Consider the following 12,936-nt stretch of genomic DNA (forward strand, 5'->3'; position numbering starts at 1 on the left):
GCTGCTGATCCGGCTGGACGACCCGGCCGCGGTCTGCCTGAAGGGCTTCGCCTACGGCGACCCCGTGCCCGGCGCGCCCGCCCCTACGGCCGCGGCGACACCGCCGTCTCCGTCCCCGTCGCCCTCGGTGTCCCCGTCTCCGTCGGTGTCCCCTTCCGCGAAGAGGTCGCCAGGCGGGCGAGGCGCCTCGCCGGCTCCTCGACGAAGCGGTGGGTGAGCGTGGCGAGCAGCAGCGTGAGCGCGCCGACCACGACCAGGTTGCCGGCGAAGTTGCCGCTCCACGCCTGCTGCTCGGTGAAGTCGTACCAGAGATAGAGGGCCACGAACTGCCACAGGAACACGCCGTAGGACACCCGGCCGAGGAAGCGCATCACCCGGCTGCTCAGGAAGCGGCCGTACGGCGAGCCCTCGGCCGGAAGCAGCGCGGCCGGGGTCACCAGCCCGGCCGCCACGGTGGCGTACAGGGCCAGCTCCGACAGGTCGGCCCAGACGCCGTCCACGCCGCTGAAGCGCGTGCCGGTCAGCGGCGAGGCCGCCACGGCGTACGCGAGGGCGGCGACGAGCAGGAACGAGCCCGCCGACGCGCCCACGGCCCGGACGAACCGGTGTTCCGGGCCCTCGGGATCGCGTTCCTCACGCGCCCACTCGGAGACGACGGCCAGCGCCATGCCGACCGCGAAGAACACCCAGGCCCGGGGGAGCCAGGTGTTCAGGTAGGGCCGGTAGACGGGGAAGTAGGTGAGCAGCGCCCACACGAACGACGAGGCGGCGAGCACGGCGACGCCGGCCAGCAGCCGCCGGGCGCGGGTGTCGAGGCCGGGGCCGCCGCGCCGCGCGTACGCCGCCAGCGCGGCGGCGACCAGCGGCAGCAGCACGTAGAAGGCGGCCTCGACGCACAGGCTCCACATCTGGGCAAGCCCGCGCGGCCCGAGGCCGAACCACCAGGGGTGGATCTCGTAGGTCTGGCCGAGCAGCAGCAGTTGCAGCCACGTTGTGACGTCGCCGAGGTGCGGCCCGGCCCACAGCACCATGGCCACGACCACGACCAGCCAGTACGCCGGGAGGATGCGCAGGGCGCGCTTGACCAGGTAGACGCGGGTGTCCGGGGGACGCTCGCCGAGCAGCGCGGCGCGCGCGTAGGGCCGGTAGAGAAGCAGGCCGGACAGCGCGAAGAAGATGGGGACCGCGACGTCCCCCCGGGCGAGCAGGCTGCTGAAGAAGTTGTCCCGCAGCGCCGCCGCCGACTCGATCGCGACGTGGAAGACGAGGACGGCGACGGCCGCCAGCGCTCGCACGCCGTCGAGGGCGTCCACATGTCCGGAGGGCACGTGACCGGAAAGCACGGGTGTGTCACGAACGGGTTGCGAACCGGCCGGTAACATGTCACGAGTCGCCGTCGAGCTAGAACCTGTTTCGGTCACTTTTCCGCATCCCTCGTGACGTTGGTCACTGCCCCGTCTAACATACAGCGAAATAGGAACGTGTTTCAGGACAAATAGGCAGTAACTGGCCTGCCCCAGGAGGAGCGATGCGCCGCGGATTGGGAGTGGTCCTCGTAGGACTCGGGGCGTTCCTTGTCGTTCTCGCGCCGCTGCTGAGGTTCCAGGTCGCGGACAAACTCGTGCAGGCGCCGGCGAACCAGTACAGCATCACGCGGCTGACCGCCGAGAACGCGCAGTACTTCAGCAAACGGGATCTGAAGGTCCTCACCGGCACCCTCGACATCACGGTCACGACCAGGGGTGACGTCAAGGAGGCCAAGGACGACCACGTCGTGTGGGACCAGTTCACCAACGCCAACGACGTGACCAACAACAATCCGCAGATCTCCATGACGCAGTTCCGCAGCGCGTTCAACAAATTCAACGGCCAGGGCGTCACCTGCTGCGGCACGAGCGTGAACAGCGGGTCGGGAGCGCAGCCGGTGCAGTTGCAGGGCCAGGTCTTCCTGTTCCCGTTCGGCGTCGAGAAGAAGACCTACCAGGTGTTCAACACCGACACCCGCAAGGCGTACGACGCGACGTTCGACGGCGAGGACACGGTCAACGGCCTGCGGGTCTACCGGTTCGTGCAGAAGATCCCGCCGACGCCCATCGAGAAGCTCAGCGCGCCCGCCTCCGTGCTTCACATGAAGGGCAAGGGCGACATCCAGGTCGACCGCGTCTACGACGGCGTGAACACCTTCTGGGTCGAGCCGACCACCGGCGTCCCGGTCAAGCAGGAGCAGCAGCGCCACGAGGTGCTGAAGACGGCCGACGGCGTCGAGCGGATGCCCGCCCTCATCGCCACCGCCTCGTTCACGCCGCAAACCGTCGGCGAGCTCGTCCAGACGGCCCGCGACAACATGGCCCAGATCACGCTGATCAAGACGACGCTCCCGCTGGTGGCGCTCATCCTCGGGCTCGCGCTCGCCGTCGTCGGGGTGTGGCTGCTGCTGCGGCCGGGCCGCGTGGACTGACACGGGAAAGCCGGCCGACCCGTGAAGCGGGACAGCGCGCTGAACCCGCCGATGGGCCCGCCGGTGGCGGCGCCTCCGGCGGGCACGCCCTCCCGGCGCTCGCGCGCGGCGGGGCTGCTGCGGGCCTGCCGGCCCCGGCAGTGGCTCAAGAACGCGCTCGTCTTCGCCGCTCCGGCCGCCGCCGGCGTGCTGACCACCGGGGCGGGACTGCGCGGCTCGCTCGTCGCGTTCGCCGCCTTCTGCCTGGCCGCCGGCGGGTCCTACCTCTTCAACGACGCGGCCGACGTGGCCGCCGACCGGCGCCACCCCCGCAAGCGGCTGCGCCCGATCGCGGCCGGGATCGTGTCCGTACGGCTCGCGCGGACCGCGGGCGCGGTGCTGCTGGCGGCCGGCCTGCTCGCCGGGCTGGCGGGCGGGTGGCCGCTCGCCGCCGTCGTCACCGCCTATCTGGCGCTCACCTTCTCCTACACCCTCTGGCTCAAGCACCAGCCCGTGGTGGACCTGGTCGCCGTGGCCGGCTGCCACGTCGTGCGCGCGTACGCGGGGGCGGTCGCCGTGTCCGTGCCGGTGACGAGCTGGTTCCTGGTCGTCGTCTCGCTCGGCTCGCTGCTGCTGGTGGCCGGCAAGCGCGAGGCCGAACTCCGCGCCAGGCCCGGGGACGGCCAGGTCGCCCGGGCCACCCTGGAGACGTACACCGCGAGCTATCTCGGTCACGTGCGCGTCATGGCCTCGGGGGCGATGATCGTCACCTACTGCCTGTGGGCGCTCCAGGAGCACACCGGGCCGGCCAAGGCGTTCTGCGCGCTCAGCATCGTGCCGTTCGTGCTGGTCGTGCTGCGGCACGCGCTGCTGGTCGACCGTGGCGTGGGGGAGGAACCCGAGGAACTGGTGCTGCGCGACCGGCCGCTCCAGGTCTTCCTCGCGCTGATGCTGATCCTGCTGGCGTGCGGTATCCAACTGGCATGACACTGCTGACGGGATGGGGGCGCACCGCGCCCACGCGCGCGACGCTGGCCCGCCCGCGCACCGCCGAGGAGGCCGCCGCGCTCGTGGCGAAGGCGGGCCGTCGAGGGGTCGTGGCCCGCGGCCTCGGCCGCGCGTACGGCGACGCCGCGCAGAACGCGGGCGGACTCGTGCTCGACTGCACGGCGCTCCAGCAGTCGTGGAGCCTGAGTGACACAGGGCTCGTCACCGCGTCGGCGGGGGTCAGCCTGCACGACCTCATGACCGCGCTCGTCCCGCGCGGCTGGTTCGTACCGGTGACCCCCGGCACCCGGTACGTCACGGTCGGCGGGGCCGTCGCGGCCGACGTGCACGGCAAGAACCACCACGTGGACTCCTCCTTCGGGGCCCACCTGCGCTCGCTGCGCCTGCTCACCGCCGACGGAGGCGTGCGTACGCTCGGACCGGGCGACGACCTGTTCTGGGCCACCGTGGGCGGCATGGGGCTGACCGGCGTCGTCGTCGAGGCGACGTTCCAGTGCGTGCCGATCGAGTCCGCGTGGATGCGGGTGGACGTCGAACGCACCCGCGACCTCGACCAGACCCTGGAGACGATGGCCGCGACCGACGACGGCCACCGCTACACGGTCGCGTGGATCGACCTGCTCGCGCGCGGCGGGCGGATGGGCCGGGGCGTGCTCACCCGCGGCGACCACGCCGCTCCCGGCGACCTGCCCGCCCGCGCGCGCGGGAACCCGCTCGCCTTCGCGCCGCGCCCCCTGCTGTCCGCCCCGCCCTGGGCGCCCGGCGGCCTGCTCAACCGGGCCACGGTGCGGGCCTTCAACGCCGCCTGGTACGGCAAGGCCCCCGCCGTCCCGCGCCGGATCGTCCAGGGCATCGCGCCGTTCTTCCACCCACTCGACGGTGTGGCCGGCTGGAACCGGATGTACGGCACGCGCGGCTTCGTGCAGTATCAGTTCGTGGTGCCGCTCGGGGCGGAGGACACGCTGCGCCGGGTGGTCGAGCGGCTGTCCGGCGCGGGGGTCGTGTCGTTCCTGACCGTGTTGAAGAGGTTCGGAGCGGGGACGCCCGGCATGCTGTCGTTCCCGATGCCCGGCTGGACGCTGGCCCTGGACATCCCGGCCGGGCAGAGCGGGCTGGCCGCGATGCTGACCGAGTTCGACGACTGGGTCGCGGCCGCCGGTGGCCGCCTCTACCTGGCCAAGGACTCCCGGATGTCGGCCGCGACCATGGCCGCGACGTACCCCCGGCTGGGGGAGTGGCGGGAGATCCGGCGCCGGGCCGACCCGGACGGCGTCTTCGTCTCCGACCTCGCCCGTAGGCTGCGCCTGTGCTGATTCCGTCGTCGAAGGAGTGGCCATGAGGAACGCGCTGGGCTCGGTCGACACCGTCCTGCTGCTCGGCGGGCGCAGTGAGATCGGCCTCGCGATCGTGGAGCGGCTGGTCCGGCGGGGCGCCCGCCGGGTCGTGCTCGCCGCGCGTGACGCCTCTGCGCCCAGCAAGGACGGCGGCACCGCCGTGCCGGCGGAGGATCTCGAACGGCTCGGGGCCGAGGTCCACGTGCTGGACTTCGACGCCGCCCGCCCGGAGACGCACGCCGCCCTGATCGAGGAGGCCGCCGCCAAGGTCGGCGACCTCGACGTGGTGATCCCGGCGTTCGGCGTGCTCGGCAGCCAGGCGATCTACGACGCCGACCCGGTGGCCGCCGCCCGCGACGTCGCGGTCAACTTCGGCGGCCACGTCTCGATCGGCCTGGCCGCCGCACGACGGCTGCGGGAGCAGGGCCACGGCACGCTCGTCGTGCTGTCGTCGGTGGCCGGGGTGCGGGTGCGGAAGGCGAACTTCGTGTACGGCTCGGCCAAGGCCGGGCTGGACGGCTTCGCCCAGGGGCTGGCCGACGCCCTGCACGGCTCCGGGGCCCGGGTGGTGGTCGTCCGGCCGGGGTTCGTGATCGGCCGGATGACGCGGGGGATGACCCCCGCCCCGATGTCGGTGACGGCGGCGGAGGTCGCGGACGCGGTCGTGGAGGCCCTGGACACGCGGAAGGTGACCGTGTGGGTCCCCGCGCGGCTGCGGCTCGCGTTCGCCGTCATGCGCCTGCTGCCCCGGCCCCTATGGCGAAGGCTCCCCCGCTGACCCGGTGACGGGCCGGCGGGGGAGCCTCCTTCGATCGGCCGGGGTCAGCTGGTGACCAGCGTCAGTCCGTAGACCGACAGGGCCTCGTTGACGGGCTGGAAGTAGGTGGTGCCGCCGGAGGAGCAGTTGCCCGAGCCACCGGAGGTCATGCCCTGGGCCTGGCTGCCCGAGATGAACGAGCCGCCGGAGTCACCGGGCTCGGCGCAGACGTTGGTCCGGGTCAGGCCGCTGACCGTGCCCTGCGAGTAGCGGACGCTGGCGTTGAGCTGCTGCACGGTGCCACAGTGCCAGCCGGTGGTCGAGCCGGCCCGGCAGATCGAGGAGCCCACGGCGGCGACGCTGGAGCCGCTCACCCTCGCGTTGCCGTACGACACGATGTTCGTGGGCGTCCAGTTGCTGTTGACCGAAACCCAGGAGTAGTCGTTGCCGGGGAACGAGGAGCCCTGGAAGGTGCCCTGCGCGACCCGGTTGTAGCCGGTCGTGGTGTTGCCGGCGCGGCCGCAGTGACCGGCGCTGACGAAGCCGGGCGTGCTGCCCCTGCGCACCGGGAAGCCGATGGAGCAGCGGGCGGAGCTGTTGATGTAGTACGCGTCGCCGCCCTGCAGGTTGTAGAAGGTCTGGGGCTGCTCGGCGGACTGCTCGACGCGTACGGCCGACTTGTCGGCGCCGCTCGCGGCCACGAACGCCTCGGCCTCGGCGGTGTTGGAGGACAGCACGACGACGCTGTTGCTGCGCACGTCGACGTACCACACGGGCGTGGAGGCGGGCGCGTTGGCGGCGGCCCGGTCCAGCGCGGCCTCGGCGGAGTCGAGGGCGGCGAGGTTGCGGCTGACGATCTTCGGCTGCGCGCCGGCGGCCAGCACCGCGCCCGCCTTGGAGGCGTCGGAGGTGGCGACGATGAAGCTCTCGGAGGTGGTGCCGGAGACCCACGATCCGGCGTAGGCGTCACCGATCGCGGCGCGGACCTTGGCGTCGGTGGACATGGCCTTCGCCTCGTTGGCCAGGCGGGCGTCGACCTGGGCGGGGGTGAGCCCGAGGTCGCGCTGCATGGCCTCCATCATCGCGGGCGGGGGCTTGACGGCGGAGGAGGCGGGAGAGTTGTTCGGCTCGGCCATGGCGGGGGTGGCGACCGTGGCGAGGGCCGTGACGGCCAGAGCGCATCCGGCGAGTACGGTGCGTCTGTGGAGCATGTGGGGCTCTCCTTGTCTCTGGGGGGTGCCGTCAACGTAACCGACCTCCGCTTTCACGTGGATCTATCAATTCGCCCCTATCACCGAGTTATGGAACCGCCCCTGTCTGGGGATTCGCTGGCCCGGAAATAACCGCCCCCGAACCTCCGGCATGAACGAGGACCCCTTGACCAGTAGGTGGTCGGCGGTCTTCCACCCCGCCTTGTCCGGACCGTCAGGGGACCGCGCCGTATTCGGGGTTGGTGACGAGCCAGTCGGCGTAACGGGCGCTGCGCCGCACCGCGTCGGCGTACGCGGCCCGGGCGTGGGCGGCGACGACGGGGGCGGCGGCCCGCGCGCCGATCGAGTCGGCGTGCCAGCCGAGCAGATGCCGCCACCGCAGCGGCGCCCCGGCCAGCGGCATCATGACGAGCCCGGCGGTGAGCCGGAAGGTGGCCTGGCACAGGGCGACCGCCTTGCCCACTCCGACCAGGTGCAGGCAGGTCCCCACGTCCGTCTCGTAGATGGACTCGGGGACGAACCCGGCCCGCGCGCAGGCGGCGGCGAAGCAGTCGGCGAAACAGCCGTCGCCGGGGGCGACCGTCCAGTGTTCGTCGGCGAGGCTGGACAGCTCCAGTTCCTTCTCCCCCGCGAGGGGGTGGTCCTCGGACAGGAGCACGAAGACCGGGTCGGTGCCGACCGTGGTCCAGTTCATCGCCTCGGCCGGGGGAGGAGGGCTGTCACCGCACGTCCCGAGCAGCACGAAGTCGAGCCGGCCGGCCACCGCGAGCGCGGTCAGCTCACCGGCCGACCATGAGGTGCGGGTGGTGACCGGGATGCCCGGCTGGTCGGCGGTCAGGCGCTCGACGAGCCCGCCGAGTATCGGCCCGTTCGTCGCGCCGATGCGATAGCCGGGCAGTTTGACGGAGGTGTTGGCGAACCGCACCGCGTCCTCCTGGAGGTCCCGTACGGCGGGCAGCAGCACCCGGGCACGGGACAGCACCATCTCGCCGAGAGGAGTGGGACGGGCGCCGTTGCGGTCGCGTTCGAACAGCGGACCCCCGAGTGAGCGCTCGATGCGCTTGAGCTGAGCGGTGAGCGACGGTTGGGCGAGGCCGAGCCGGGTGGCCGCTTTCGTGACGCTTCCGGCTTCGGCGACCGCGTGCACGATTCTGAGGTGGCGGATCTCCAGATCCATAGGGGGAAGGTACGGCCCCCGTGGTATGGCCGCAATCCCGCATTGTCATGAAATTTGACTTTAACCCGTGAGCTATCGCCGCCCTTGTGACGCATGATGCCGCTGGGCTGCGTCACAGGGGGCGGCCGCCGCGTGGAACGTGTTCTCGCCGTGGATGCCGGTCGCCTCTCGGCCGACTGGTTACCGGCTGGTAGGAACCCATCGGGCGCGGATTAATAGAACGCGTTGCAGTTCGCTGGGGGCCGACGTACGTTCGAGGCATGCGGACACGTGTCACCGACATGTTCGGTATCGAGTTCCCCATCTTCGCCTTCAGCCACTGCCGGGACGTCGTCGCCGCGGTCAGCCGCGCCGGCGGCATGGGGGTGCTCGGCGCCCTGTACTTCACCCCCGAAGAGCTCGAGATCGAGCTGAAGTGGATCGACGACCACGTGGACGGCCGTCCGTACGGCGTGGACGTGGTGATGCCCGCCTCCTACGAGGGAGCGGACCTCGACGTGGACTCCCCGGCCGAACTGGTGGCGCGGCTGCAGGGGATGATCCCGCAGGGGCACCGGGCCTTCGTGGAGGACCTGCTGGCCCGCCACGGCGTGCCGCCGCTGGACGGCTCCGACTCCGGCAAGGTGCTGCTCGGCTGGACCGACGCCACGGCCCGGCCGCAGGTCGAGGTCGCGCTCCGGCACCCCATCGCGCTGCTCGCCAACGCCCTCGGCCCGCCGCCCGCCGACGTCGTGCAGCAGGCGCACGCGAAGGGCGTGAAGGTGGCCGCGCTCGCCTCCACGCCCCGGCACGCCGTCAAGCAGGTCGAGGTCGGCGTTGACGTCGTCGTGGCGCAGGGCACCGAGGCGGGCGGCCACACCGGCGAGATCTCCACGATGGTGCTGATCCCGCAGGTGGTGGACGCGGTGGACGTGCCGGTCCTGGCCGCGGGCGGCATCGGTTCCGGCCGCCAGATGGCCGCGGGCATGGCGCTCGGCGCCGAAGGCGTCTGGACCGGATCGATCTGGCTGGCCGTGGAGGAGGCCGACACCTCCGAGACCGTGCGGCAGCGCATCATCGCGGCCACCTCCCGCGACACGGTCAGGTCGCGGAGCTGGACCGGCAAGCCCGCCCGCCTGCTGAAGAACGAGTGGACCGACGCGTGGGAGTCGGCCGAGTCGCCCGGCACGCTGCCGATGCCGCTGCAGTTCATGCTGATCTCCGACGCGCTGCGGCGGATCGGCAGGTCGGACGCGACCGAGCTGGCCACGTTCCCCGCCGGCCAGATCATCGGCGCGATGAACCAGGTCAAGCCGGCAAGGCAGGTCGTCTTCGAGATGGTGGAGGAGTACATCGAGGCCATGGAGCGCCTCGGCCGCATCACCGGCGACGGGTGACGCAGCGGGCGGCAGGGGCCCTCGCGCACCCACGCCCTCACCTCTGCCGCCCCGCCTTCCCCGTTCGCCCGGCCGCTGCGATTCACAGCTCGATTGGCATCAGCGGCGGATCGCTAACCTGCGGGTTATGGAACGGCGTGACATAGAGATCTTTCTGACCCTGGCCGAGGAACTCCATTTCACCCGTACGGCCGAGCGGCTGGGCGTCAGCGGTGCCCGCGTCAGTCAGACGATCAAGCGGTTGGAGCGCCGGTTCGGTGTGACACTGTTCCAGCGCACCAGCCGCCAGGTGGCGCTGACCCCGGTCGGCAGTGCGCTGCGCGAGGACGTGCAGGCGGGCTACCAACGCATACAAGAGGGCATCGCCAAGGCCATCGCCGCCGGGCGCGGCTTCTCCGGGATCTTGCGGGTGGGCTTTTCCAGCCCGCTGGTGGGGGAGGCCATCATGGCCGCCGCCGAGGCGTTCCGCACCCGTCATCCCGAATGCGAGGTGCGCATCCGGGAGGTGCACCTGTCGGACGCGTTCGGCGCGTTGCGAGCCGGCGAACTCGACGTGCAGATCACCGAACTGCCCGTGCGCGAGGCCGATCTGTCGAGCGGGCCGGTACTGGTGCGCGATGAGCGCATGCTGGCCGTATCCGCCCGGCATCCCTTCGCGCGGCGGGACAGCGTCACAGTGGAGGACCTCACCAGGGACACCGTTCTCGCGCCCACCGGCGCGCCCGAGTATCTGCTCGACGCGCTGATCCCGGCGCAGGCGCCCAGCGGGCGTCCCATTCAGCGGGCGCGGACGACGACCTCGCGGCAGGAGCTGCTGACGCTCGTCAGCGGCGGCGCCGGGATGGCCGTGGTGGGCAACCAGGCCACTCGATACCACGCCCGGCCCGACATCGTCTACGTGCCCATCGCCGACCTGCCGCCCATCGAGTACGGGCCGGTCTGGCCGGCCGGCGCTCAGACCGGCAGGGTGCGTTCGTTCATCACGCTCCTCCGCGCGGAGCTCGATCGCTAACACACGGGTTAACGATCGTTACGGATTTCGTCGTTGTTGCAGTTAGACGGGGTGTCGAGGATGGAGGCGCCTACGAGGAGAGGAGCATCATGACGAACCCCATCCCCCAGGAGTACAAGGGCGGCGTCCCCTACCTCAACGTGCACGACGCCAAGGCGGCCATCGATTTCTACCGAAGGGCCTTCGGCGCGGAGGTGAGCATCGAGATCCCCCGGCAGGGCGGCAAGATCGCTCACGCCGAGTTCCGGATCGGCGAGGCGGTCTTCATGCTGCGCGACGAATACCCCGAATACCACTTCCGCAGCCCGAAGACGATCGGCGGCACACCGGTCAACCTGCTGGTCTTCGTGCCGGACGTCGAGACGTTCGCCGAGCGGGCCGTAGCCGCCGGAGCGCGCGTCATCCGGCCGCTGGAGATGCAGTTCCACGGCGATCTGCAGGTGGAGGTGGAGGACCCGTTCGGCCACTCCTGGTTCTTCGCCAGCCGTGTCACCGACATGACCGCACAGGAGCTGAAGGAGGCGGCGTCAGCGGTGGACCTCTGATCGCCACCATATGATCGGAAGGGATCCCGTCAATCGTCCTGACTTGCACTGGCGGTGCGGTCCCGCGAGCCGAAGGAGGATGCCGGGGATGAGTGGTGCCCGCGACGAGACCGTGGCGGACGCCCCGCCGATCATGGGGAACGTCCCCGGCTCCTACGCCCTGAGCGTCTTCAGGGAGCGCCACCCCGTCCTCGTCCGCTAGGTCGCGCGGGCGCTGCCGTACCCGCCCGACCGGCGGCGCGCGCTCGACCGGCTGCTCGACGAGGTCGTACGCGACGTCATGGAGCCGCTGGAGCCGTCGGCGCACGACGGCGCGGCCTGGGCCGAGTGGGGACGCGGCAAGATCGGCCGCCGCTATGTCGACGTGCCGTTCCTGTGGGGTGAGAGCTACTTCTACCGGAAGCTGCTGGAGGCCACCGGATACTTCGGCGACGGTCCGTGGCGCGGGATCGATCCGTTCGGCCCGATGAAGCAGGCCGAACTCGACGGCCCGGTCGTGGACGGAGAGCTGGCGGCGCTCGACGGGACGGCGGCGCTTCCTCCGGGCGAGCGGGCCGAGGCGCTGCTGCTCGGCTCGCTCTGGGGCAACCGCGCCGACCTGTCCTTCGGCGTCACCCTCAAGGGCGACCACGAGAGGGCGGCGGACCTGGTGGTGGACGACCGCCCGCTGCTGTGGTCGCTCATCGAGGCCGCCGCACCGGGAAAAATCTGCCTGGTCGCCGACAACGCGGGGCGCGAACTGCTGCCCGATCTCGTGCTGGCCGACCACCTCCTCGCCTGCGGGCTCGCGGGTGAGGTCGTCCTCCACGTCAAGCCCTTCCCGTACTTCGTCTCCGACGCCACCCCGGCCGACGTCCTCGCGTGCCTGCGGCGGCTCGCCGCGGCCCCCGGCCGGGCCGGAGAGGCCGGCGCCCGCCTCTGGGGCGCGATGGAGGAGGGACGTCTCAGGCTGCGGGCGCATCCCTTCGCCTGCGCTCCGCTGCCCTACGCGGACATGCCGGACGACCTGCGGGAGGAGTTCGCGTCGGCCTCCCTGACCGTCATGAAGGGCGACCTGAACTACCGGCGGCTCGTCGGCGACCGGATGTGGCCGGCGACCACGCCGTTCGCCGCGGTCACCGCCTACTTCCCCGGTCCGATCGTCGCGCTGCGCACGCTGAAGTCGGACGCGCTCGCCGGCGTGCCGGAGCGGACCCTGGCCGAGCTGGACGCGGCCGGCCGCCCCTGGCGCACCACCGGCACCCACGCCATGGTCCAGGCCCGCCCCTGATCGCTGCCGGATCCGCCCGCGTGCTCCGGCCTTCTTATCCGCCGGCGCGGGCTCAGGGCACGCGCCTAGCCTTCCATGAGCCGGGCCAGCCGATCCCAGGCCGGGGACGAGGCTCCTGGCTGGGTTCGCGCGGCCAACCGGGCGATATCCGGGTTACGGACGGGGCGCGTCTCGGATCGGCTGTGGCGATTGGCGAACCAGTTCCGCGTACGGTCCGCGAGTGCGGGGAGGCGGGGATCGCTCGGCGGCCAGTCGTAGGCGGCGTCGTGTTCGAGGTAGAGCGCGCGGAACTCCGGGTCGGTCATGAGCTCGCGCTTCTCGGCGATCCACAGGGCGGCGTCCTCGGGTGAGGCCGTCTGCATCAGGATCCAGCCGTCGCGTTCCAGACGGATCTGGCGCTCGCTGACGCCCAGGTCGCGCAGATCGTCGAGATGGTCGGCGACCTCCGGAGAGACGAAAAGCCGGTCGCCGCCGCGCAGCTCGGCGAGTTGTTCGCGGGTTCGCCGCAGCCGCGCGATGCGGTCTCGGAGGTCGCGGTCGATCTCGGCGATGGCCGCCGTGAGCGCATCGGGGTCGGCGTCGAGGAGGTCCTTGATGCGAGCCAGCGGCACCCCCGCCTGAGCCAGAGTCCTGATCTTGACGAGCTTGACGGCGTCTTCGGCGGTGTAGCGCCGGTAGCCGGACGAGTCGCGGCCGGGCTCGGGGAGCAGGCCGCGCTCGTGGTAGTGGCGGATCGCTTTGATGGTCACTCCGGCGTAGTCCGCGAGCCGGCCGATCGTGAACACACTGGACATCCTTCCACCGGATTG

12 protein-coding genes are annotated in these 12,936 nt (G+C 71.6%); 8 read left to right on the forward strand and 4 right to left on the reverse strand.

Annotation, left to right across the window (positions count from 1 at the left end; translation table 11 throughout):
* Nucleotides 1–83: 83 nt before the first annotated feature.
* The gene (locus tag Msi02_RS11615; RefSeq protein ID WP_239108316.1) at nt 84–1,328 is read right to left on the reverse strand and encodes an acyltransferase family protein; all 1,245 of its coding nucleotides are present in this window, start codon (nt 1,326–1,328) and stop codon (nt 84–86) included.
* Between the two features lie 200 nt (nt 1,329–1,528).
* Here Msi02_RS11615 and pgfA point away from each other — a divergent pair, with 200 nt between their 5' ends.
* The 4 genes from pgfA to dprE2 are packed head-to-tail and all read left to right on the forward strand — an operon-like array spanning nt 1,529 to nt 5,557.
* On the forward strand, nt 1,529–2,458 hold the full coding sequence (pgfA, locus tag Msi02_RS11620; protein WP_204048347.1) for a cell envelope lipid trafficking protein PgfA: 930 nt from the start codon (nt 1,529–1,531) through the stop codon (nt 2,456–2,458).
* 51 nt (nt 2,459–2,509) lie between these two features.
* Nucleotides 2,510–3,424, forward strand: coding sequence for a decaprenyl-phosphate phosphoribosyltransferase (locus Msi02_RS11625; protein ID WP_204048412.1), 915 nt, complete (start codon nt 2,510–2,512; stop codon nt 3,422–3,424).
* Complete coding sequence (dprE1, locus tag Msi02_RS11630; RefSeq protein WP_204048348.1) at nt 3,421–4,758, forward strand: decaprenylphosphoryl-beta-D-ribose oxidase; 1,338 nt, start codon at nt 3,421–3,423, stop codon at nt 4,756–4,758. Before Msi02_RS11625 ends, dprE1 begins: the two co-directional genes overlap by 4 nt.
* Before the next feature lie 22 nt (nt 4,759–4,780).
* Nucleotides 4,781–5,557 (forward strand): decaprenylphospho-beta-D-erythro-pentofuranosid-2-ulose 2-reductase, encoded by a 777-nt coding sequence (dprE2, locus tag Msi02_RS11635; protein WP_204048349.1) that lies wholly within the window; start codon nt 4,781–4,783, stop codon nt 5,555–5,557.
* A 44-nt stretch (nt 5,558–5,601) separates the two neighbouring features.
* Here the strand turns inward: dprE2 and Msi02_RS11640 are convergent, their stop codons facing one another.
* A complete protein-coding gene (locus tag Msi02_RS11640) occupies nt 5,602–6,747 on the reverse strand; it encodes a S1 family peptidase (protein ID WP_204048350.1) in 1,146 nt (381 codons plus the stop codon).
* 214 nt (nt 6,748–6,961) lie between these two features.
* Entirely contained in the window at nt 6,962–7,924 is a 963-nt protein-coding gene (locus Msi02_RS11645) for a LysR family transcriptional regulator (RefSeq protein WP_204048351.1), read from the reverse strand.
* A 260-nt stretch (nt 7,925–8,184) separates the two neighbouring features.
* On the opposite strand from Msi02_RS11645, the gene Msi02_RS11650 reads away from it, so the two are divergent.
* From Msi02_RS11650 to Msi02_RS11665, 4 genes are all read left to right on the forward strand, one after another.
* Nucleotides 8,185–9,300, forward strand: a complete 1,116-nt coding sequence (locus Msi02_RS11650; RefSeq protein ID WP_079319083.1) for an NAD(P)H-dependent flavin oxidoreductase — start codon at nt 8,185–8,187, stop codon at nt 9,298–9,300.
* 127 nt (nt 9,301–9,427) lie between these two features.
* Entirely contained in the window at nt 9,428–10,312 is an 885-nt protein-coding gene (locus Msi02_RS11655) for a LysR family transcriptional regulator (protein ID WP_204048352.1), read from the forward strand.
* Between the two features lie 89 nt (nt 10,313–10,401).
* Nucleotides 10,402–10,857 (forward strand): VOC family protein, encoded by a 456-nt coding sequence (locus Msi02_RS11660; RefSeq protein ID WP_204048353.1) that lies wholly within the window; start codon nt 10,402–10,404, stop codon nt 10,855–10,857.
* A gap of 280 nt (nt 10,858–11,137) precedes the next feature.
* Nucleotides 11,138–12,127: a damage-control phosphatase ARMT1 family protein gene (locus tag Msi02_RS11665; protein WP_239108317.1), complete on the forward strand. Its 990-nt coding sequence runs from the start codon at nt 11,138–11,140 to the stop codon at nt 12,125–12,127.
* Between the two features lie 65 nt (nt 12,128–12,192).
* Here Msi02_RS11665 and Msi02_RS11670 read toward each other — a convergent pair whose 3' ends face one another.
* Entirely contained in the window at nt 12,193–12,921 is a 729-nt protein-coding gene (locus Msi02_RS11670) for a MerR family transcriptional regulator (RefSeq protein ID WP_204048354.1), read from the reverse strand.
* Between the last annotated feature and the right edge of the window lie 15 nt (nt 12,922–12,936).

The organism is Microbispora siamensis (assembly GCF_016863095.1).
In the GTDB taxonomy this organism is placed as follows: Bacteria; Actinomycetota; Actinomycetes; order Streptosporangiales; family Streptosporangiaceae; genus Microbispora; species Microbispora siamensis.

Excerpts from the sequence above, each read along its gene's own strand:
- Msi02_RS11625 (WP_204048412.1), top strand. The coding sequence starts at position 2,510 with ATGGGCCCGCCGGTGGCGGCGCCTCCGGCGGGCACGCCCTCCCGGCGC.
- dprE1 (WP_204048348.1), top strand. The coding sequence starts at position 3,421 with ATGACACTGCTGACGGGATGGGGGCGCACCGCGCCCACGCGCGCGACG.
- Msi02_RS11670 (WP_204048354.1), bottom strand. The coding sequence starts at position 12,921 with ATGTCCAGTGTGTTCACGATCGGCCGGCTCGCGGACTACGCCGGAGTG.
- Msi02_RS11655 (WP_204048352.1), top strand. The coding sequence starts at position 9,428 with ATGGAACGGCGTGACATAGAGATCTTTCTGACCCTGGCCGAGGAACTC.
- pgfA (WP_204048347.1), top strand. The coding sequence starts at position 1,529 with ATGCGCCGCGGATTGGGAGTGGTCCTCGTAGGACTCGGGGCGTTCCTT.
- Msi02_RS11660 (WP_204048353.1), top strand. The coding sequence starts at position 10,402 with ATGACGAACCCCATCCCCCAGGAGTACAAGGGCGGCGTCCCCTACCTC.
- dprE2 (WP_204048349.1), top strand. The coding sequence starts at position 4,781 with ATGAGGAACGCGCTGGGCTCGGTCGACACCGTCCTGCTGCTCGGCGGG.
- Msi02_RS11640 (WP_204048350.1), bottom strand. The coding sequence starts at position 6,747 with ATGCTCCACAGACGCACCGTACTCGCCGGATGCGCTCTGGCCGTCACG.
- Msi02_RS11665 (WP_239108317.1), top strand. The coding sequence starts at position 11,138 with ATGGAGCCGCTGGAGCCGTCGGCGCACGACGGCGCGGCCTGGGCCGAG.
- Msi02_RS11650 (WP_079319083.1), top strand. The coding sequence starts at position 8,185 with ATGCGGACACGTGTCACCGACATGTTCGGTATCGAGTTCCCCATCTTC.
- Msi02_RS11645 (WP_204048351.1), bottom strand. The coding sequence starts at position 7,924 with ATGGATCTGGAGATCCGCCACCTCAGAATCGTGCACGCGGTCGCCGAA.